Annotated in this window: 19 protein-coding genes, 1 tRNA gene and 1 pseudogene; 13 read left to right on the forward strand and 8 right to left on the reverse strand. The window is 57.2% G+C overall.

The features are described 5' to 3' along the window. Window positions 1-160: 160 nt before the first annotated feature. Window positions 161-364, forward strand: coding sequence for a hypothetical protein (locus ERD84_RS04515; RefSeq protein ID WP_130038408.1), 204 nt, complete (start codon window positions 161-163; stop codon window positions 362-364). A 7-nt stretch (window positions 365-371) separates the two neighbouring features. Here ERD84_RS04515 and lhpI read toward each other — a convergent pair whose 3' ends face one another. Further along, window positions 372-1,307, reverse strand: coding sequence for a bifunctional Delta(1)-pyrroline-2-carboxylate/Delta(1)-piperideine-2-carboxylate reductase (lhpI, locus tag ERD84_RS04520; protein ID WP_130038409.1), 936 nt, complete (start codon window positions 1,305-1,307; stop codon window positions 372-374). Between the two features lie 135 nt (window positions 1,308-1,442). After that, window positions 1,443-2,177, reverse strand: a complete 735-nt coding sequence (locus tag ERD84_RS04525; RefSeq protein ID WP_130038410.1) for a FadR/GntR family transcriptional regulator — start codon at window positions 2,175-2,177, stop codon at window positions 1,443-1,445. Window positions 2,178-2,303: 126 nt separating this feature from the next. Between ERD84_RS04525 and ERD84_RS04530 the strand changes: the two genes are divergently transcribed. The 6 genes and pseudogenes from ERD84_RS04530 to ERD84_RS04555 all read left to right on the forward strand — a co-directional run bounded on the left by ERD84_RS04530 (window position 2,304) and on the right by ERD84_RS04555 (window position 8,615). Continuing rightward, window positions 2,304-3,890 carry an amidase gene (locus ERD84_RS04530; RefSeq protein ID WP_130038411.1) on the forward strand — a complete coding sequence of 529 codons (1,587 nt, stop codon included), beginning with the start codon at window positions 2,304-2,306 and terminating at the stop codon, window positions 3,888-3,890. Between the two features lie 117 nt (window positions 3,891-4,007). After that, window positions 4,008-5,225, forward strand: coding sequence for an ABC transporter substrate-binding protein (locus tag ERD84_RS04535; RefSeq protein ID WP_130038412.1), 1,218 nt, complete (start codon window positions 4,008-4,010; stop codon window positions 5,223-5,225). Between the two features lie 66 nt (window positions 5,226-5,291). Then, window positions 5,292-6,182 carry a branched-chain amino acid ABC transporter permease gene (locus ERD84_RS04540; RefSeq protein WP_130038413.1) on the forward strand — a complete coding sequence of 297 codons (891 nt, stop codon included), beginning with the start codon at window positions 5,292-5,294 and terminating at the stop codon, window positions 6,180-6,182. A 3-nt stretch (window positions 6,183-6,185) separates the two neighbouring features. Next, the gene (locus ERD84_RS04545) at window positions 6,186-7,154 is read left to right on the forward strand and encodes a branched-chain amino acid ABC transporter permease (protein WP_130038414.1); all 969 of its coding nucleotides are present in this window, start codon (window positions 6,186-6,188) and stop codon (window positions 7,152-7,154) included. Between the two features lie 41 nt (window positions 7,155-7,195). Continuing rightward, window positions 7,196-7,888, forward strand: a pseudogene (locus ERD84_RS04550) (ABC transporter ATP-binding protein); the annotation flags it as partial. Continuing rightward, a complete protein-coding gene (locus ERD84_RS04555) occupies window positions 7,881-8,615 on the forward strand; it encodes an ABC transporter ATP-binding protein (RefSeq protein WP_130038416.1) in 735 nt (244 codons plus the stop codon). The pseudogene ERD84_RS04550 and the gene ERD84_RS04555, both read left to right, overlap by 8 nt. A 34-nt stretch (window positions 8,616-8,649) precedes the next feature. On the opposite strand, the gene ERD84_RS04560 is transcribed toward ERD84_RS04555, so the two are convergent. Together ERD84_RS04560 and ERD84_RS04565 are read right to left on the reverse strand one after the other, a co-directional pair. After that, window positions 8,650-9,483 (reverse strand): alpha/beta hydrolase, encoded by an 834-nt coding sequence (locus ERD84_RS04560; protein ID WP_130038417.1) that lies wholly within the window; start codon window positions 9,481-9,483, stop codon window positions 8,650-8,652. Window positions 9,484-9,530: 47 nt separating this feature from the next. Continuing rightward, window positions 9,531-10,730 carry an iron-containing alcohol dehydrogenase gene (locus ERD84_RS04565; protein ID WP_130038418.1) on the reverse strand — a complete coding sequence of 400 codons (1,200 nt, stop codon included), beginning with the start codon at window positions 10,728-10,730 and terminating at the stop codon, window positions 9,531-9,533. 193 nt (window positions 10,731-10,923) lie between these two features. Between ERD84_RS04565 and ERD84_RS04570 the strand changes: the two genes are divergently transcribed. The 5 genes from ERD84_RS04570 (at window position 10,924) to ERD84_RS04590 (ending at window position 15,860) form a co-directional block, all read left to right on the forward strand. After that, window positions 10,924-11,607 carry a GntR family transcriptional regulator gene (locus ERD84_RS04570; protein ID WP_130038419.1) on the forward strand — a complete coding sequence of 228 codons (684 nt, stop codon included), beginning with the start codon at window positions 10,924-10,926 and terminating at the stop codon, window positions 11,605-11,607. After that, window positions 11,604-13,232, forward strand: coding sequence for a sugar ABC transporter ATP-binding protein (locus tag ERD84_RS04575; RefSeq protein ID WP_130038420.1), 1,629 nt, complete (start codon window positions 11,604-11,606; stop codon window positions 13,230-13,232). Before ERD84_RS04570 ends, ERD84_RS04575 begins: the two co-directional genes overlap by 4 nt. Then, window positions 13,198-14,187: an ABC transporter permease gene (locus ERD84_RS04580; RefSeq protein ID WP_130038421.1), complete on the forward strand. Its 990-nt coding sequence runs from the start codon at window positions 13,198-13,200 to the stop codon at window positions 14,185-14,187. The genes ERD84_RS04575 and ERD84_RS04580 overlap by 35 nt, the downstream gene beginning before the upstream one ends. A 67-nt stretch (window positions 14,188-14,254) precedes the next feature. Continuing rightward, the gene (locus ERD84_RS04585) at window positions 14,255-15,217 is read left to right on the forward strand and encodes a substrate-binding domain-containing protein (protein ID WP_130038422.1); all 963 of its coding nucleotides are present in this window, start codon (window positions 14,255-14,257) and stop codon (window positions 15,215-15,217) included. A 55-nt stretch (window positions 15,218-15,272) separates the two neighbouring features. Further along, entirely contained in the window at window positions 15,273-15,860 is a 588-nt protein-coding gene (locus ERD84_RS04590) for a DJ-1/PfpI family protein (RefSeq protein WP_130038423.1), read from the forward strand. A gap of 339 nt (window positions 15,861-16,199) precedes the next feature. Here ERD84_RS04590 and ERD84_RS04595 read toward each other — a convergent pair. Then, window positions 16,200-16,275, reverse strand: a tRNA-Thr gene (locus tag ERD84_RS04595). A 113-nt stretch (window positions 16,276-16,388) separates the two neighbouring features. Here ERD84_RS04595 and ERD84_RS04600 point away from each other — a divergent pair. Continuing rightward, window positions 16,389-17,156, forward strand: a complete 768-nt coding sequence (locus tag ERD84_RS04600; protein WP_130038424.1) for an aldolase/citrate lyase family protein — start codon at window positions 16,389-16,391, stop codon at window positions 17,154-17,156. Here the strand turns inward: ERD84_RS04600 and ERD84_RS04605 are convergent. The 3 genes from ERD84_RS04605 to ERD84_RS04615 form a co-directional block, all read right to left on the reverse strand. Next, window positions 17,149-17,610 carry a ClpXP protease specificity-enhancing factor gene (locus tag ERD84_RS04605; protein ID WP_130038425.1) on the reverse strand — a complete coding sequence of 154 codons (462 nt, stop codon included), beginning with the start codon at window positions 17,608-17,610 and terminating at the stop codon, window positions 17,149-17,151. The genes ERD84_RS04600 and ERD84_RS04605 overlap by 8 nt on opposite strands. Before the next feature lie 6 nt (window positions 17,611-17,616). Beyond that, entirely contained in the window at window positions 17,617-18,225 is a 609-nt protein-coding gene (locus ERD84_RS04610; RefSeq protein WP_130038426.1) for a glutathione S-transferase N-terminal domain-containing protein, read from the reverse strand. A 150-nt stretch (window positions 18,226-18,375) separates the two neighbouring features. Continuing rightward, the gene (locus ERD84_RS04615; protein ID WP_180001913.1) at window positions 18,376-19,230 is read right to left on the reverse strand and encodes a cytochrome c1; all 855 of its coding nucleotides are present in this window, start codon (window positions 19,228-19,230) and stop codon (window positions 18,376-18,378) included. Between the last annotated feature and the right edge of the window lie 3 nt (window positions 19,231-19,233).

Raw genomic sequence — 19,233 nt, forward strand, 5'->3', positions numbered from 1 at the left:
ATGTTAATAGACACAATGTTGAGGAGTCAATAGCCAAATAATCGTGCGAGAAAACCACATACGTACGGGAGTAAGGGTTGTTCTAGGGTAAACCCTTGTATAGATCTAGGGTTTACCCTATAATCTCTATAACGATCAACACACCGCATAGGTTCTGAACATGGCAAACATCAAACTGGCATTAGCAGGCAACGGCCCCGTCAGCTCGGTCGCTTCCAGGGCCGCACATAATCGCTCCGTTGGCTCGCGCGCGGCCTCAGCCGCCAAATCCTTTATTGCTGCTGTAAACAAGGCAGACAACGCCTTGGCGGGCTATATGGCAGACTTGGCCAAGGCCCGCAATCAGGGCGTAGTCAAGGATTAAGCCTTACTTACGGCTGCTCATGCCCATAAACCAGGGTTGCAGCCGTCAGATCTTCGAGCGCAGTTCCCACTGATTTAAAAACGGTACGCTCTTGCTGCGACTGGCGGCCTTTCGACCCGTCGCGGCACAAATCTTCCAGCGTGGCCACAACGTCGCCCGATGTAAATACCTTGCGCGACATGGGTTCGAGCAACTCGCCGGACTTGATCAGGGCCTCCTGAGTATCAACATAGATCCGCGCATCTTTGAAGGCGTGATCATCGGCCTCCCGCATGGCGGGTGTAAAGCTCCCAATCAAATCAAGATGAGAACCCGGTTGCAGCCACTCTCCGTGGACAATGGGAGCGCTGGCCAAGGTGGCGCAAGTAACGATGTCGGCGCTGGCGACGGCTTCAGACAGGTCTCGTGCAAGCAGGGCATCAAAACCGCGGTTCTGAAGATCTTGCACCAGACGAACTGCTGAACTTTCTTGCCTGTTCCAGACCTGTACCTGACAGCCGGGCCGAACGACTGCATAAGCGTCCGCCAGTAGGCTTGCGACACGACCGGTACCCACTATCAATATACGTGCAGCATCTTCACGAGCAAGAAAAGAAGCGGCCAGTGCCGAAGCGGCAGCGGTGCGCCTGGAGGTGATTTCGTCACCGTCCATCAACGCAAGTGGTTCGCCGGTTGTGGCGTCGAAAAGCAGATAAGTGGAATGCAGGCCAGGCTTGCCCAGCGCGCTATTGCCTGGAGCAATGTTGACGGTCTTGATGCCCATGAAGCCGCCTTCTACCCAGGCAGGCATGATGAGGGTGGTCATGCTGCTGGCGCTGCCCTCCACGCGGTGGACATGGCGCAAGGGAACCTGACATGACTCGATGAAGGCATCTTTCAGCGCAGGAACAAGACGCTCAAAAGATAGCGCTGCCCGTGTTTTCTCTTGGTTAAATATTTTCATTCGTTTCTTTTACCGGTTCGAGGCGGCCCTAAACAAACAGGCATCATGCGGTGGCGGCGGGCATGGTCGTTTGGCGCAATATAGTATAGGCCTCGAACGAATATGCCGAGCAGCGGTACGATCATGTACGCAGGCTTAGCGCGTGTTTTTGCTTGAGCTATCTGTTCTGGCGGCGGGCATCAAAAGCCGTATGCCGGAACGATCTGCAACGTTGTGCAAATGTTCCCGCATGGCGCTGCTGGCAAGTGCTGGCGAGCCGGTGGCCAGGGCATCAACAATGTGGGCGTGCTCCTGTATGGGCTCGGCCACGCGGTCAGGATTCGCAAAGGCGACTTGCCGGCTGCTTTCGATGACGTTTTCGATGCCTGCCACAATGTCTGTCAGCAGTGGGCTGCCTGCAATCTCGAAGATGCGTTCATGAAATGCTTGGTCGGCCTCCGCCATGATGACCAGGTCGCCCTGATTGGCGGCATCCTGCATGTTGACGATTGTGTCCCGTAATTGATCCAGGCCGGACTCCGTCACAACATTGGCGGCCAGCATGACGGCAAGTTCTTCCAGTTGCGCACGCACCATGTAGACGTCGCGCAGGGCATAGCGCCCTTGAAAAGACCAGCGGCCATAGGCGCTTTCGAGGCCTTTTAGGCGTGGGTCCGCAATGAATACGCCGCGTCCGGCTTCGCTGCGCAGCAAACCGAGACCTTCCAGCATGGTGATGGCTTCGCGCAGCGATGCACGGCTGACGCCGAGCTGTTCCGCGAGTTGCCGTTGCCCCGGCAATCGTCCCGTCTTCGACCATTTCTTTTGCCGTATCAGGGTCTGCAGCTGCTGCGCAACTTGCTTGACGAGGGAGGTTGATTGAGTACTCATTGCGTATCGGCCCGGCCCAAATGGTGTATTGACATGCATTTTATGTGCGGGCATTATGACATCAACTGGTAAGACCAGTTAAGAGGCAGGTGTTTTCGTATCCGGTAGTCTTTATCGGGGGAACCCATGACAGCAGCAGTGGACAGCGCTTCGGTGATGGCAGCATTCGATCACGTAGCCGAGGGCCTGGCGGCCTTGAATCAATATCCATTTACGGATCGAGGCGCACCATGGGCCGAGCGGCTCAATATCAATCTGCCCGAGCTCAAGGCCTTGCAAGCCTTAACGGACGAAGCAGGCGCGCACTATCGGTTTGAGCTGAAGCCGCTGGCTGGCGAAGGCGTGGCTCCCTCGGCTGCAGCTAATGGTGTTGCGGCAATTTCGCGCAACGCGCACCTGCCTGATGCCAAGGTGGCCCAGGCAGCCTTGCTGGCCTTGCACGCTGCCCACCGCCACGAGCACCTGAACGCCTTTATTCAGTTGACCACCGAATCATCAATCATGGCGCAGGCAGATGCCCTGACAGCCATAAAACATCAGGCCAGCCTGCCCTTGTTGGGTGTGCCGATTGCCATAAAGGACCTCATGGCAGTCCAGGGATTCCCTCTTACTGGTGGTACTCAGGCGCCGGCCGATAACCCACCCTCCACCGAAGATGGCTTGGCCGTAAGGCGGCTGCGGGAGGCGGGTGCTTTATTCGTGGGCACGACGAATCTTCATGAATTGGCCTATGGCATTACCAGTAACAATCCTCACTACGGCGCCGTGCTCAACCCTTACGACACCAGCGTCATCCCCGGGGGCTCCAGCGGCGGTTCGGCTGCTGCCGTTGCCGCGGGTATCGTGCGGGCCAGTATCGGTACCGATACCTCAGGGTCCATTCGCATCCCGGCAGCGTGTTGCGGGGTCGTCGGGTTCAAACCCAGCTACGATGTTGTTCCGCGCCAGGGTGCGCTAGACCTTGGTCCCACGCTCGATCATATCGGCCCAATTGCGCGTTCGGTCGACGATGCGGCCTTGTTGTTTGCCGTCATGGCGGGCTTGCCTGCACAGGTGCCGCAACGCTTGGCTTCTCTGGCCGGCATACGTATAGGTGTGCCGGCCAACTATTTTTTTGAACCGCTTGCGTCCGATGTACAGGCAGCCATGCAGGCCGCCCTCGAATCAATGGCCGAAGATGGTGCGCAACTAGTACCGATACAGCTCGATGATATTGACCTTGCCCCCGCCATTCAGTTTGCCACCCTGTGCAGTGAAGCTACTGCCATACATTGGCGCCGGCTGTTGGCAAAACCGGGCTCCCTTGGTCCGGACGTCAGAGTCCGGCTGGAAATCGGTCAATTGCTGCCGGCTATCTGGTACACCCGTGCCCAGGGGGCCAGAACGCAGCTGGCCAAGGTTGTGGACGCGGCCCTGGCCGACGTCGACGTGATCGTCACGCCTACCATGCGAACTACCGCGCCGCCGGTATCGGCCAGCCATGTGCAAGTCGGACAACAATCCATGCCCATGCATACCGCCGTTACTGGCTTGACGCTGCCATTTAATCTAATTGGGCTGCCCGCCATTACGCTGCCTTGCGGCAGAGGCGAGCGAGGCTTGCCGGTTGGTTTGCAACTGGCGTCCGGCAGGCAGCAAGACTGGAAGCTGCTTGCGGTGGCGGCGCGTGCTGAGGCCTTGTTGCCCGAGGTTGGTATCGGCCACGAGCATTGACAATCGCCCTGAAGTTTATGAATATAACTGGTCAGACCGGTCAATGAAGCAAGAATAAACAGACCGCTGTACAGAGTCGAAGGTTTGCAGTTGTGGTTTCCTATAGGAGGAGTTCCCATGAGACAGCTTCGCTTCGCATTAGCCGCTGCTGCCGTCGCGTTGTCCACTGGCACCGCGACGGCGCTGGCGGCCGATCCCATTGTCATTGGCGTCAGTATTGCGCAATCGCCTCCGGGCTCGGTGGTACAGGGCACGCAGGTCAAAGATGGCATCGAGATCGTCACCAAAATGATTAACGATGATGGCGGCGTGCTCGGCCGTCCGCTCAAGATAGTCTATGAAGACAATCAAGGCATACCCGAGAAAGGCCGGGCCGCGGCCGAAAAACTGATTTCCCGCGACAAAGTGGTGGCCATTACCGGCGGACACCAAAGCTCTGTGTGCTTGGCTGAAATCGAGGTTGCGCATCGGTACAAGATTCCCTACATCAATACCAATTGCTGGTCCGACGACATACGCATCAAGGGCTATCCTGAAGTCTTCAACCCGGGCAACTACAACACGCGTGTTTCGTCGGCCATGGCCGAGACGATTGCCGCACTGAAGGTCAAGTCGGTGGTTGCCTTTGCCGAGAACACCGACTATGGCATAGGCCAGGCGAAGATACTGGGCGAGTTTCTGAAAAAAATGGCCCCCGACACCGACTACAAGTATGTCGCGCTTGACCGCGCCGGCAAGGACTTTACGCCTGCGGTGTTGTCGTTGCGGGCCAGCCCGCCCGAGATGGTCGTCAATATCATGTTGCCTCCGGCTGCCTATATTCTGATGAATCAGCTCTACGAGCAGGGTGTCGCGCCGACGGCACAAACATGGTTCTACGATGGCGCCGGTATTGCCGACTACCCCGACTTCTGGCAAAACGTCAAAGAGGCAGGCAAGTATATGCTGGCTTTCGGCCTGTATCACCCTCAAATGCCTATGCCCGATATGGGCCTGGAGGTCGGCAAAATTTTCCAGGAGCAGTCTGGCAATGAGCCCAATCGTCTGATCTTCCAGGCGGCCGATTCCGTCTTGCTGATCGCCAGGGCCATCGAGCAGGCCAAATCAACCGAAAGCGCCGATATCATCAAGGCCTTGCAGACCATGGAGTTCGAAGGCGTGCGCGGCAAGTTCAAGTTCTCGCAAGAACCGGGCTATAGCTACCAGCAGTGGGTAGATATTCCTTATGTCACTTATCAGCTCACCGAAGTCGATCAGCCACTTAGCAAAACCACACTGATACAGGCCAGCGGGCAGCCGCTGCAGGTCGACAAACTGGTGAAGCCGGCAGAGTAAACCGCTATAGCCAACAAACAATAAGAACCGCCGGGGCTGCTTGCCCCGGCCCCAATGGAGGCTCACGTGCTGGCACTGGATCTGTTCGTCAACGGCTTGATCATAGGCCTGTACTATGCCCTGATGGCCGTTGGCCTGTCGATGATTTTCGGCATCCTCAAGGTAGTGAACTTCGCTCACGGCGAGTTCTACATGGTGGGCGCTTATACCTACACGCTGATCTCTTTGAATCTGGGCGTGCCGCCCTGGCTGGCGCTGCCTACGGCGGCGCTGGCCGGAGCTGCCATCGGATGGCTGACCGAGCGTTGGCTGATGCGCCCCTTGTATACAGGCTATGGTTCCTGGGGCTTGATGAAAGACGAATACGCTGTCGTGGTGACCTTCGGCCTGTCTTTGTTGATGATCAATCTATTCGACAAGATCATAGGGCCCTACCCCATGCGTGGGCCGTCGTTGTGGGATGTCAGTCGCTTGCGTATAGGGCCGTTCATGATGAGCGGCCAGAAAGTGGTCACGGCTGTCCTGGCCGTTGTGCTGTTGGTAGGCCTGGCCTTGTTCATCAAGCGCTCGCTGTGGGGCCGGCAAATCCAGGCGGTTGCCCAGAACCGGCTGGGCGCCTCGATTGCTGGCATTGATACCGGTCGGGCAAGTAGCATTGTATTCATGGCCTCGGGCGTATTGGCTGCCATCGCTGGTGCCTTGCTGGCGCCGGTCATCAATCCCGCCCCCGATGTCGGTATTTTCCCGGCGGTCAAGTCCTATGTCATTGTAGTCATCGGAGGCATGGGGTCCATACCCGGCAGCATACTGGCGGCGTTGCTGCTGGGTGTGCTCGAAAGCTTTGCCGCCGTGTATCTGTCTTACGACTACCGCGATACCTACGGACTGGTATTGCTGATCCTTATTCTCATGTTCCGCCCGCAGGGCTTGTTCGGCGAACGCTCACGCGAGGTATAGGCTATGAACACACGGCATCCCAATCTGCATAGCAGCAAGCTGCGCAACGAGCTCTGGCTAAGCTTGGTGGTGCTTGCTGTTCTGGCGGTGTTGCCCGCCTTTGTACAGTCCACCTATTGGTTGGGTGTGTTGATCGTCAGCATGTACTTCGCCATCATCGCTTCCGGATGGAATCTGCTGGCCGGATATGCGGGGCAATTTTCACTGGCGCCTGCCGCCTTTGCCATGCTGGGTGGATACAGTACTGCTTTGCTGGCCTATCACCTTCAGGCGCCCTTATGGATAGGTCTGCCCATGGCGGCGATTATTCCCGGCCTGGTCGGTCTGGTGCTGGGGCGTATTGTGTTGCGCCTTTCGGGCGCCTACCTGGCCCTGACGACCTTGTCGTTCGCCGAGATTCTTCGCCTGGTCATCTATAACTCCATTGATTTCACTCGTGGTGACCAGGGCTTGACCGTACCCAGCCTGCTCAATGATCGCACGGCCTACTACTACCTGTTTCTTGCCGCGCTGGCGCTGGTGGTGGGACTGATCTACTGGCTGTTGCGCAGGCCTATGGGCCGATTCCTGCAGGCGATACGTGATGATGAAATCGGGGCGGCCAGCCGAGGTGTCAATGTCTTGCGCTACAAGACGCTGGCTTTCCTGATCAGTTGCGCCATCTGCGGATTTGCGGGTGGGCTATATGGCACGTTTGCTCGCCTGGTCAGTCCCGAGCTAGGCCTCATTGCGCAAACGGGCCTGGTCATCGCCATGGTCGTCATCGGTGGCATGGGTACATTGGTGGGGCCCTTGATCGGCGCCTTGCTGGTGTACACCGCTTCCGAAGTATTGCGTGATGTTGGCAATATCCAAATGATTGTCTTTGCCTTCCTCGTTGTTGTCTTCGCGCGGTATTTCCGTGAAGGCTTGTGGGGACTATTGCGTAGATCGATGTTGCGCCGTGCGGTGGCTCATCGTAAGGAGGCCTGATGCCGCTCATGCAGATCAACGAAGTCCAGAAACACTTTGGTGGATTGCGTGCCGTCGATAAGGTCAGTCTGGATATCTCGGAAGGCGAGTTGGTTGGACTCATCGGGCCTAATGGCTCGGGCAAGACCACATTGCTCAATGTGCTGTCGGGACACCTGCAGGCGAGCGGTGGATCGGTCCGGTTCGATGGTGAGAATGTCCTGGGCTTCAAACCTGCCCAACTGGTTTGCCGAGGTATTTTGCGCATGTTCCAGATGACCCGCGTATTCAATCGGATCAGCGCCTTCGACAACCTGATTGTCAGCGGGCTGGCACAGGGGTTGTCCGAGTCCGAATCCGGCAAGCGGGCGATTGAACTGCTCGAAGAGCTGACACTTACTCATGTCATGTATCTGGACGCCGGGCAGCTGTCAGGAGGCCAAAGAAAGCTACTGGAGTTCGGCGCCTGCTTTATGGCCAAGCCGCGTATCGCTTTGTTGGACGAACCGTTTGCGGCTGTGCACCCGGTCATGAAGGAAACCATGTCTGCCTTCATCAAACGACGCAATGAGGCCGGACAGACCTTTATCCTGGTGAGCCACGATATGCCGGTCGTTGTTGACCTGTGTGCCCGTTCGGTCTGCATGAATGCCGGCAAGGTCCTGGCCGATGGGCCCACCGATCAGGTGCTTCACACGTCGGCAGTGATCGAAGCCTATTTGGGTGAAAGTGACTATGAGGATCAACATGCCTGAAGCACTATTGGCCCTGGAGGGCGTTACATCGGGCTACATGGGAGACATCGACGTTCTGCGCAATGTATCCCTGACCGTCAAACAAGGTCAGATCAGCGGTTTGATTGGCCTGAATGGTGCCGGCAAATCCACTTTGTTCAAGACCATTTATGGATTCTTACGGCCTAAGTCTGGATCGATTCATTTGGCAGGCGCTGACATCACCGGCAAGTTACCCCATACGCTGATCGATGAAGGTGTCTGGTACATTCCCCAGGAATCCAGCCTGTTCCCCTATCTTACGGTAGAAGAAAACCTGCGTTTGCCACTGGAAGGGCGCAGGCAGCGCTTTGGCGCCACGCTGGAGCAGCGCCTTGAAGATACGCTCACGCGCTTTCCCGTCCTGAGGGAAAAGCGTGCATCGCAGGCAGGTGACTTGTCTGGCGGACAGCAAAAATCGCTGGAATTTGCCAAGGCCTATATGGTGCAGCCCCGGGTTTGCCTGATCGACGAGCCCAGCATCGGTCTGGCACCCAAAGTGGCGGCCGATATGTTCAAGTGGATACGGACCTTCGCCGATGCAGGCATGGGTATATTGCTGGTGGACCACAACGTTCGACGTGTCGTGGCCATGGCCGATCATGTCTATGTGCTCAGCCTGGGTGAAATTACAGCCTCTGGCGAGCCCGCCGATTTCCAGCAAGATCTGCATACCCAGGTCCGGGAATGGCTGGGGATTAGTATCTGATCTGGCATGTACATGCCCTTGTACGCGGCAAGGCTCAGCAACTGACCAGATCAGCGAGGCATTGCCCGGTGGCGCTCTTGGGGTCGGCCAGTGCAAGCACGATCGTCATGTGATTGAGGCCGGCTTCAGTGCGAAGCTTGCCTTCGAGTCCGCTATCGTTCAGTAACGACACCAACTGCTGGCCCTGGGTATGGAAGGGAGGGGTGTCCAGTTCGCTGACCATCACGGTACGTTTAGGGCCTGGAAGGTGCTGGGAGCTTAGTGGCGACCACGCCGAGGCTTCGGCGGGCGTCATCTTTGCCTCGTCCTTCAGGAAGCTGCCAGGAATGTCGGTAAGATCATAAATGCCGCTGACCAGAAGCAGTGCGCGCAGTGCAGGCAAGTCTTGCGGGGTGTTTTCTTCGGGGCCAATCGAGGCAAGGTAGCTGGTCAGGTGCGCACCGGCAGAGTGGCCGCTGACGGTCAGCCGTGTGGCATCTGCGCCCAGATCGGGGGCTATTGCGGCCAAATGGCGGATGGCCGAGCGGACCTGTCCGACGATGGTGCCCAGTCGAGTGCCGGGCATCAGGTCATAGGTAACAACGGCGGCAATCCCTCCTGCTGCCAGGACAGGGGCTGCGATCAGTCTGTGGGCTTCTTTACTACCCGAACGCCAGTATCCGCCATGAATGAAAACATGCAGGGGAGCGCCTTTGGCGGGGTGCGGCGGGAGGATGATGTCCATCCGTTCGCGCGGGCCCGGGCCGTAGGGTACATCGGGTCTTAGATCGACCTGACTGGACAGTTCACGTGAGCGGGCGGCCGTCTCGGCGACGATTTCGTCGAAGTCGGGGATGAAATCACGATTGCAGTAAAGATCCTGTGCCATGGTCAGCAGTCTACCCTGAAATGATGGGGTTTCATAAGCGTCGGGCTTTATTGGATGATGCTGGCGTCACCCAAAAAGGCGGCGTCGAGAAGCTTGCGCATGTCGTTGCGGTCTAGGGGGCGTGGATTGTTCTGGATCAGTCGTTCAATACCGCAGGACTGCTCGGCTACCAAGTCCAGCTGCTCTTCGGCCAAGCCGAGCGCAGCCAGGGTGGGTGGAATACCGATGCGGGCGAATAGCGCCGTGAGCGCGGGAATCACGGCGTCGCCATTGGCAAGTTGCATGGCGATGGCCATCTGCTGCAGTTCGGGGCCGATCATGGGGCGATTCCACTCCATGACCCACGGCATCAGGCAGGCGACACCTGCGCCATGTGCCGTGTGGGTTAGCGCACCGGCCGGGTATTGAATAGCATGGGCTGCGGCCGTTCCGGCAACCCCAAAGGCCAGTCCGGCAAAAGTAGCCCCTTGCATCACCTGCGCTCTTGCCGTGAGATTGCTGCCTTGTGTACATGCGGTTTCGAGGCCCTGCCACAACAGGGAGATGGCCGCCAGTGCGAATTGATCTGATAAGGCATTTTTGCCGATAAAAACCCGTTCCTGCGTTAAGTTGGCCGTGACAGGGCGGCGCGTGGCGGTAAAGGCTTCGATGGCGTGGGTCAGGGCGTCGGCGCCGGCGATGGCGGTTAGCGAAGCAGGACAGCTTAGCGTTAGTTCGGGGTCGCAGAGGGCCACGGTGGGAATAAGATACGGACTGGAAATACCTACTTTCAGGCTGCGCTGGCTGTCGGACAGTACTGCTACAGGAGTGACCTCGGAGCCGGTACCGGCCGTGGTTGGTATGGCAAGTACAGGCAGAATTGGGCCAGGAACTTTCAATTCACCATAGTAATCTTGCGGGCATCCGCCATGGCTGAGCAACAGTGCAACGCATTTCGCCATATCCAGGCAAGAGCCACCCCCCACACCAATAACCAGGTCTGGCGCGAAGTCGCGGACGGCGTCGGCGACGAGAACAGTGCTTTCCGCTGGTACATCTGGCAAGGTGCCGCTTTCGATTCGTACCGCCAGGCCGCTGATTTCCAGGTCGGCGATCAGGGCACGGAAATCGGCGTCTGCCGCCAATCGCTGGTCGGTGACCACGAGTGCCCGCCTGCCCAGTTTTTTTGCCACCAGACCAAGGCTGCGGCGTTGCCCACTACCAAAAATTAATTCGCGTGGCGCTCTGATAGTTCCAAAACATTCCATGTTCGTCTCCTTGACGTGATCCGTTCAAACATCGTTCAGATGTGATGAGGTCCTTCAGAAGCGCCAGTGGAGCCGCTTTAGGAATTTTTATAAATCCTATATCAAATCGTATAGAATATTGTATTTGACATTTGATATCTTATTTGCCACTATTCGCCCATGTCAAGGCCAACCTACGGAGCGTCCGACACATATGTCATTGCAACGAGAAACTCAACATAGCGCGCCCGTACGCCCGGTCAGTGTGGTAGATGGCGTCTATGACAGCATCTACGAAGAGCTCATGTCGCTGGCGATCGCCCCGGGCGCTCGTATTCCCATCGATGTCATTGCGCGCGACTTGAACGTCTCGCAAACGCCGGTGCGCGAGGCGCTTTCGCGGCTGGAACGCGAAGGGCTGGTCCATAAGGCCCACCTGATCGGTTATAGCGCTGCCGCGCAATTAGACCGCAAACAGTTTGAGGACTTGTTCAATTTTCGTCTGCTGGTCGAGCCTGAAGGCTCGCGCTTGGCGACCCTGAATATGACCAGCGAGGCACTCAGCCAGCTCGAAGCTATTGCGGCCGACATGGCACACGGTGCCACGCCGGTAGACCGGACCAGCCGATACTCGCGTTTTGCCAGAATCGACGCGCATTTTCATGACGAAATCCTGCGCATTGCCGGAAACGAGGTCATACGCTCTACGCTATTCAATCAGCATGTCCATCTGCACTTGTTCCGCCTGATGTTCCATAGCCGCGTCACTCAAGAGGCGCTGCAAGAACACGAACAATTGCTGGCGGCCTTCCGTGCAGGCGACGCTGCTGCAGCAGAAACGGCCATGCGCAACCATATTCTTTCTTCGCGCGACCGCGTGATGCTGGCTTTCGAATGAACACGGTCGAAGCGCCTTCCCTATTCTCGGCGGCCCTGCCGCCGACAGGCGAGTCTTCAGCTTTGCCGGTACTTGAGGCGACAGGCCTGACCAAGGCTTACTGCCCCATCACTGTGCTGGCCGACGTCACGCTGGATATTCGAGAGGGCGAGGTGCATGCGATCATTGGCGAAAATGGTGCAGGAAAGTCAACACTAATGAAGTTGTTGTCTGGGTATGTGCCACCCACCTCAGGTCACCTGAAGATGGCCGGTCAACCAGTCGACTTCAGCGACGCCGCGATGGCCGAAGCGGCAGGCGTAGTGCTGGTGCACCAGGAAATTCTGCTGGCGCCCGACCTGACTGTTGCCGAGAACCTTTTTCTCGGACGCGAACTGTCGCGGGGGCTCGTAGTCGACGATCGCGCCATGAATCAGCGCGCCGCCGATGTACTGGCCTCAATTGGGGCACACTGCGGCCCACGCGACCAAGTAGGTGATTTACCCCTGGCGCAGCGGCAACTGGCACAAATAGCCCGTGCCCTGCTTGAACCGCGCAAGGTGGTGATTTTTGACGAGCCCACGGCGGTTCTCGCCAATGACGAGGTGGCAGCGCTATTGGATGTAGTGCGCGGACTCAAGGCGCGGGGGGTTGCGGTCTTGTATATTTCGCACCGACTCGACGAGGTCGAGGCGCTGGCCGATCGAATTACCGTGCTGCGTGACGGAAAAATGATTGGTACCTGGCCTGCGGCCGAACTGTCACAGCGGCAGATGGCCGAACTGATGGTGGGGCGTGAGCTAGATGTACTGTATCCGCCAAAACGCCCGCAGCCATCGGGTGAGCCACTGTTGGTGCTGGATCAACTGTCCGTTGATCATGGGGCAGTTCAGGCCAGCTTGTCGGTTCGGCTCGGCGAGGTGCTGGGCATTGGCGGGATGATCGGCTCCGGACGCACCGAACTATTCGAAGGGCTGATGGGCTTGCGGCCCGCTGAGGCAAATCGGGTCGAGCTGGCCGGCCATCCCGTCACGAGTCGTTCGGTTCGGGACTGGCGTGAACTAGGCCTTGTTTACCTGACCGAAGACCGTAAGGGGAAGGGGCTGCTGCTCGAAGAACCTCTGGCCCCCAATCTGACCTTGCAGGCCCTGGACCGTGTCCATCCGCGCCTCGCGCTGGATGAACGCAAAGAGGCCGCCGTTCTGGAAGCGGCCGTGAGTGACTACGATATCCGCGTAGGCTCGGTCCACCTGAATGCTGGCCAGCTGTCTGGCGGAAACCAACAAAAATTACTGCTGGCAAAAGTAATGATGACCGACCCCTCGGTGGTCATCATCGATGAGCCAACGCGTGGTATCGATATTGGCAACAAGAGCCAGATCTACGAATTCATCGACCAACTGGTTCGGTCAGGCAAGGCCTGTGTCGTGATCTCGTCAGAGCTGCCGGAGCTGGTTGGCCTTGCCGATCGGGTGCTGGTGATGCGTGGAGGACGCATCGTGGCCGAACTGACAGATGATCAGATCACCGAGCAAAACGTTGTCTATGCGGCAACGAGCAGCGATGCCAGCATGGCGAATACACAAGATCATAAAAAAATTGGAGACAACAATGACAAGCGCGACCGCGACTATCGCGACGGTTAAAGCGCCTCGGCGTATGCAGTGGGCTGCAATGGGCCCGTTCATCGCGTTGGCCATGGTGATGTTGGCAGGCGTGCTGCTGAACAGCAACTTTGCCACCGGGGCCAATATTGCGAATGTGATCACGCGAACGGCCTTTATTGCCATCATTGCGGTGGGTGCAACCTTCGTGATCTCGTCGCGATGCCTGGACTTGTCGGTCGGTTCGATGATGGCCTTCGTGACTGGGATCATGATCCTGACCATGAACCGGCTTGAACCCTCAATGGGCGCAAATGCCATCTTTGTTGGTGCGCTTGTTGGCTTGCTGGTCGGAGCTGCCTGTGGTCTTCTGAATGGCTTGATTGTGACGATGGGCAAGATCGAACCCTTTATCGCCACGCTGGGCACCATGGGGATCTTTCGTGCGCTGATTACATGGATGTCCGACGGCGGCTCCATTCCGATAGACCGCGCACTACGCGATCCCTATCGCCCCGTCTATTTTGGCGATGTACTGGGCGTTCCGGTGCCTGTGATCATTACCCTGGTGGTTGCGCTGGCTGGCGCTTTCATCTTGTATCGCACCAAATACGGACGCCGCTGCATGGCTGTCGGCTCAAACGCCGATGTGGCTCGCTTTTCGGGCGTATCGGTGATGAAGGTACGCACCATGGCCTTTGTGATTCAGGGCTTGTGCGTCGCCATCGCTGCGATTTGCTATATACCGCGGCTGGGCGCCGCGACACCGACAACCGGCCAGCTCTGGGAGCTGCAGGTGATCACTGCAGTGGTGATTGGTGGCACGCTGCTGCGTGGTGGCAGGGCACGAATTTGGGGAACCATTGCCGGCGCACTGCTCCTGGAAGTAATTGCCAACCTCATGGTGCTGTCCAACATGGTTTCCGAGTACCTCGTTGCCGCAGTGCAAGGTGTAATCATCATCCTGGCCATGTTGGCCCATCGTTTTATCAAGTAGCGGCCACAAGGGGGGTGGACGTTTTTAAAAGGAGAGAATAAATGATAACCATAATCAGGAGAGAAAGATGAAGACTCTAACGAAACGCGCGCTTGGCCTGCTGTCTGCGGTCAGCCTGGTGGCGCTCACTTCAACCGGCGCCCTGGCGCAAGAAAAAAAGACTATTGCAGTGTCCATCCCCGCCGCAACACACGGCTGGACCGGAGGCGTTGTATATCACGCCGAGCAGGCAGAGAAAGAAATCGAGGCGGCATTTCCGAATATCGACGTCGTGGTGAAAACCTCACCCTCGGCTACGGCTCAAGTGTCGGCGCTGGAAGACCTGTCGGCCAGCCGAAATCTTGACGCGCTGGTTATCTTGCCTTTTACCTCGGAAGAGCTGACTGGGCCAGTCGAACAGGTGAAGGCGGGCGGCACCTTTATTGCAGTGGTTGATCGTGGCCTGACCGATCCGTCCATTCATGATCTGTATGTGGCCGGTGACAATATCGCCGTGGGCGCGAACACTGCAAAATGGCTGGCCGAGAAGCTGGGCAACGAAGGGAAAATCGTCGTCCTGCGCGGTATTCCGACCGTCATCGATGATGAGCGGATCAAAGGTTTTACCGATGTCATCAAGGGCACCAACATCGAGATCCTCGACATCCAGTACGCCAACTGGAACCAGGATCAGGCTTTTACCCTGATGCAGGATTATCTGGCCAAATATCCGAAGATCGATGCGGTCTGGGCCAACGATGATGACATGCTGTTGGGCGTGCTCGCGGCCATCAAGGACTCGGGTCGCACCGAAATCAAGTATGCGCTGGGCGGAAACGGCATGAAGGATGTGATCGAGCTCGTCAAGGCGAAAGATCCCATGACACCCATCTCGACCCCTTATCCCCCTTCAATGATCAAGTCGGCCATCTATATGACGGCGGCGCAGTTTGCCGGACAGGCACCGATGCGTGGCAGCTTCAAACTGGATGCACCGCTGATCACCCCCGAGAACGCAGATCAGTTCTATTTCCCAGACAGCCCATTCTAATGGCAATCGGCCGGGCGATGAGCCCGGCTACTTTAACAGCCGACAGGAGGATTATATGAACGGCAAGAAGATTCTTATGCTTTGCGGTGAGTTCACCGAAGAGTACGAAATTTATGTTTTTCAACAAGGAATGGAGGCCGTGGGCCACACCGTTCATGTTGTCTGCCCCGACAAAAAGGCTGGCGAGATGATCCAGACGTCCTTGCACGACTTCGAGGGACACCAGACCTATATTGAGCGATTTGGGCACCTGGCCGAAATCAACAAGACATTCTCTGAGGTCAATCTGGAAGAATACGACGCCGTGTACTGCGCAGGTGGACGTGGACCGGAATACATCCGTACCGACAAGCGGATCCAGGCCATGGTGCGCCACTTCCACGAAACGGACAAGCCTATCTTCACCATCTGCCATGGCGTGCAAATCCTTGTTGCGGTCGACGGTGTCGTGCGCGGCAAGAAGGTAGCTGCGCTGGGCGCCTGCGAACCCGAGGTCATCCTGGCGGGCGGTACCTATATCGACGTGAAGCCGCATGAAGCCTATGTGGATGGCACCATGGTGTCAGCCAAGGGCTGGACGGGTCTGGCTGCCTTCATGCGTGAATGCATGAAAGTACTCGGGACGACGATTACACACTCCTGAGCTTGAAAAGGCCAGTCGCAAAAAAAGGCCACCCGGTATTGAACTGGCCCCCAAAAGATTGGATTAACGTCCAAATTTTTGGGGGCCAGTTCAGCAAAAATTATTCGGGATGTTTAGTCGACGCCTGATCAAGCGTATGCAAAGGCGAGGCTGGAACACCCGCCGTACGCAGCCTGGCTATCCAGGATTCGGTCGTGTCTTCCATAGGTCTCGATTGCACGATATCGCATGTAGCGTCGAAGTGGCTCACGCGATTACGATCGTAGGCTATGTCGGGATACACGTTGCAGAAAAGCAAAACGCCAACCCCGAAGGATTGGCGTTAGTGCTTGAATATACTGGTGCCGGTTAGAAGAGTCGAACTCCTGACCTTCGCATTACAAGTGCGCTGCTCTACCAACTGAGCTAAACCGGCGAACTCGTAATTCTACTAAAAAAATGAAAGGTTCGCTTGGACCCTGGTGGTTTGCTATGCTCAAGCTTCAGCGCCACCGGCCGGTGGTGCAAAACACATAATAAGGGCGAGTCATGCAGCTTCCGGTCAATCACTTCAAACGGGCCATTACGTCGGGCCAGCATCAACTAGGTTTGTGGGTGTCGTCCTGCAGCCCTTACCTTGCCGAGGTCGTGGCCGGTTCCGGCTTTGACTGGCTGCTGTTCGATACCGAGCACGCCCCTAACGATCTTCCCACTGTGCTGGGTCAGCTTCAGGCGGCAGCATCGTACCCCGGGTCTTCGGTGGTACGTCCGAGCTGGAAGGATTCCGTGCAGCAGAAGCGCTATCTGGACATCGGGGCGCAGACCTTGCTGATTCCTTATGTGGAATCAGCCGAGGAGGCCGCCCAGGCGGTGGCCGGCATGCGCTACCCACCTAATGGCGTGCGCGGTGCCGGAGGCACCATGCGGGCCAGCAGCTTTGGGCGGATGTCGAATTATGCCCAGGCTTGCGAAGATGAGCTTTGCCTGTTGGTGCAAGTCGAAAGCAAGGCTGGGCTGGACAACCTTGAAGCCATTGCGTCGGTCGATGGGGTGGATGGGGTGTTTATTGGGCCGGCGGATCTCTCGGCCAGTCTTGGCCATTTGGGCAATGCCGGGCACCCAGAGGTGCAGTCGGCCATCGAAGACGCTATACGGCGTGTTCTTGCCTGCGGCAAGGCGCCTGGCATCCTGACGTTTGATGAGACGCAGGCTAAACGCTATATTGAGTTGGGAACCTTGTTTACGGCGGTAGGCATGGACATCGCCGTGTTGGCGCGCGCCACCGAGCAGTTGGCGGCGCGCTTCCGTACTACTTGATCACTGTGAGTTTGGGCGGCTTCTTGGGTGAGCCGCCCTCAGGGGTAGCGGCAGTGCCGCGGTCAGAGACCGTTTCGAGGCTGATTTCGGTGGAGCCTGCCTCGTCGGTGCCTGCGGATTCGCCGCCAGGGTAGGGCTGCGAATCGACCACGTCAAAACCCATGCCTGCGCCGGTTTCGCGAGCGTAGATAGCGGACACCGCCCCGACGGGAACGAAGATCTGTTCGGTGACGCCGCCGAAACGGGTCTGGAATTCGATGTATTCGTTGCCCAGGGTAAGGCCGTTGGTTGCCAAGGTGCCGATATTGAGCGTGATCTGGCCATCGTGGATATGTGCTGGTGGCACGACGGTGTTGGCATCAACGGTTACGACGATATGAGGCGTGTAACCGTTGTCGGTGCACCATTCGTGCAGGGCGCGTATCAGGTAAGGCTTGGTCGATGACTCTTGCATGGTAGCTTAACGGCGCATGACTTTTTCGGAAGGGGTCAATGCTTCGATATAGGCGGGGCGCGAAAAAATGCGCTCTGCGTATTTCTGGATGGGTGCTGCGTTCTTGGGCAGCTCGATGCCGTAGTGGTCGAGGCGCCACAGCAATGGCGCAACAGCTACGTCCAGCATGGAGAACTCTTCACCCAGCATGTATTTGTTTTTTAACAGCAATGGAGCCAGCTGCGCAAGACGGTCGCGGATACTCTGGCGCGCCAAGTCTTGGGCCTTGGTGTCGGTCGCACTGCGGTCTTCGAGAGCCGATACGTGTACGAACAGCTCTTTTTCGAAGTTGTACAAAAACAGGCGGGTGCGGGCACGCATGACGGGGTCGGCCGGCATGAGTTGCGGGTGCGGGAAGCGCTCGTCGATGTACTCGTTGATGATATTGGACTCGTACAAGACCAGGTCGCGCTCGACCAGGATAGGCACCTGGCCATAGGGATTCATGACCGCGATGTCTTCGGGCTTGTTGTACAGGTCGATATCGCGGATTTCAAAATCCATGCCTTTTTCAAACAACACAAACCGACAGCGTTGGGAGAACGGGCAGGTTGTTCCAGAATAGAGCACCATCATGTTGCGAATTCCAATCGTAGAAATAAGAACAAGAGCGTGCATTAAAAAATGCCGCTCCGCAAAAAGCAGAGGCGTATGAGTTTACGCCTCTGGGCCGGTAGCCTGAACGAAGTGCCAGCAGCTACCGGGTGAGTAGTAGTTTATGCCAGTTTACTTGACATGCTTCCAGTATGCCGAATTCAGGCGCCATGCGACGATCAGGAAGATGAACAGGAACATCAGGACCCAGACGCCCATTTGCTTGCGCTCCTGCTGCATGGGTTCGGCCATCCAGCCCAGGAAGTTGCTGAGATCGGCAACCTGGTTGTCGAAGTCGGCAGCCATTTTGGGGTCGGGCGAAGTAAACACTGACGTGGTGCTAGCGCTGCCGCTGAAGTTTTGAAGGGCCTCGGTGGTGATTTCGGAGAAGCCCTGGCCGTCGTATTTGGCGGAGATGCGTTCCCATTGCAAGGAACCGTCTTCTTTTTCGGTTTCGTGCACGGTTACGTGCTCGAGTGAACGAGGACCTTGCAGCTGCCACAACACATTGGGCATGCCGACACTGGGAAACACCAGGTTGTTCCAGCCTGTGGTTTTGGAGGTGTCGCGGTAGAAAGAGCGCAAGAAGGTATAGACGTAATCAACGCCTGTTGGCCCCAGGTTGGTGGACTTGGCACGTGCAATGACGGACAGGTCGGGCGGTGCGGCACCGAACCACTTCTTGGCGTCAGCCGGCGTCATGGCGATGTGCATGAGGTCGCCCACCTTGTCGGAGGTGAAAAGCAAATTCTTTTTAATTTGCTCTTCGGTCAGGCCGATCTCGGTGAGCTTGTTATAGCGCATGGAGTTGGCGCTATGACAGCCCAGGCAGTAATTGACGAACAGTTTCGCACCGTTTTGCAATGCAGCCATGTCGTTGATGCGATCGGGCGCGGTGTCGAGCTTGTGACCACCGCTGGCGGCGAACGCAACCGCGCAGGTCAGTGATAAAGCAAGGGTGCCTAGCAGCTTTTTAATCATGATCATTCC

This window comes from Pollutimonas harenae, from assembly GCF_004153685.1.
GTDB lineage: Bacteria > Pseudomonadota > Gammaproteobacteria > Burkholderiales > Burkholderiaceae_B > Pusillimonas_C > Pusillimonas_C harenae.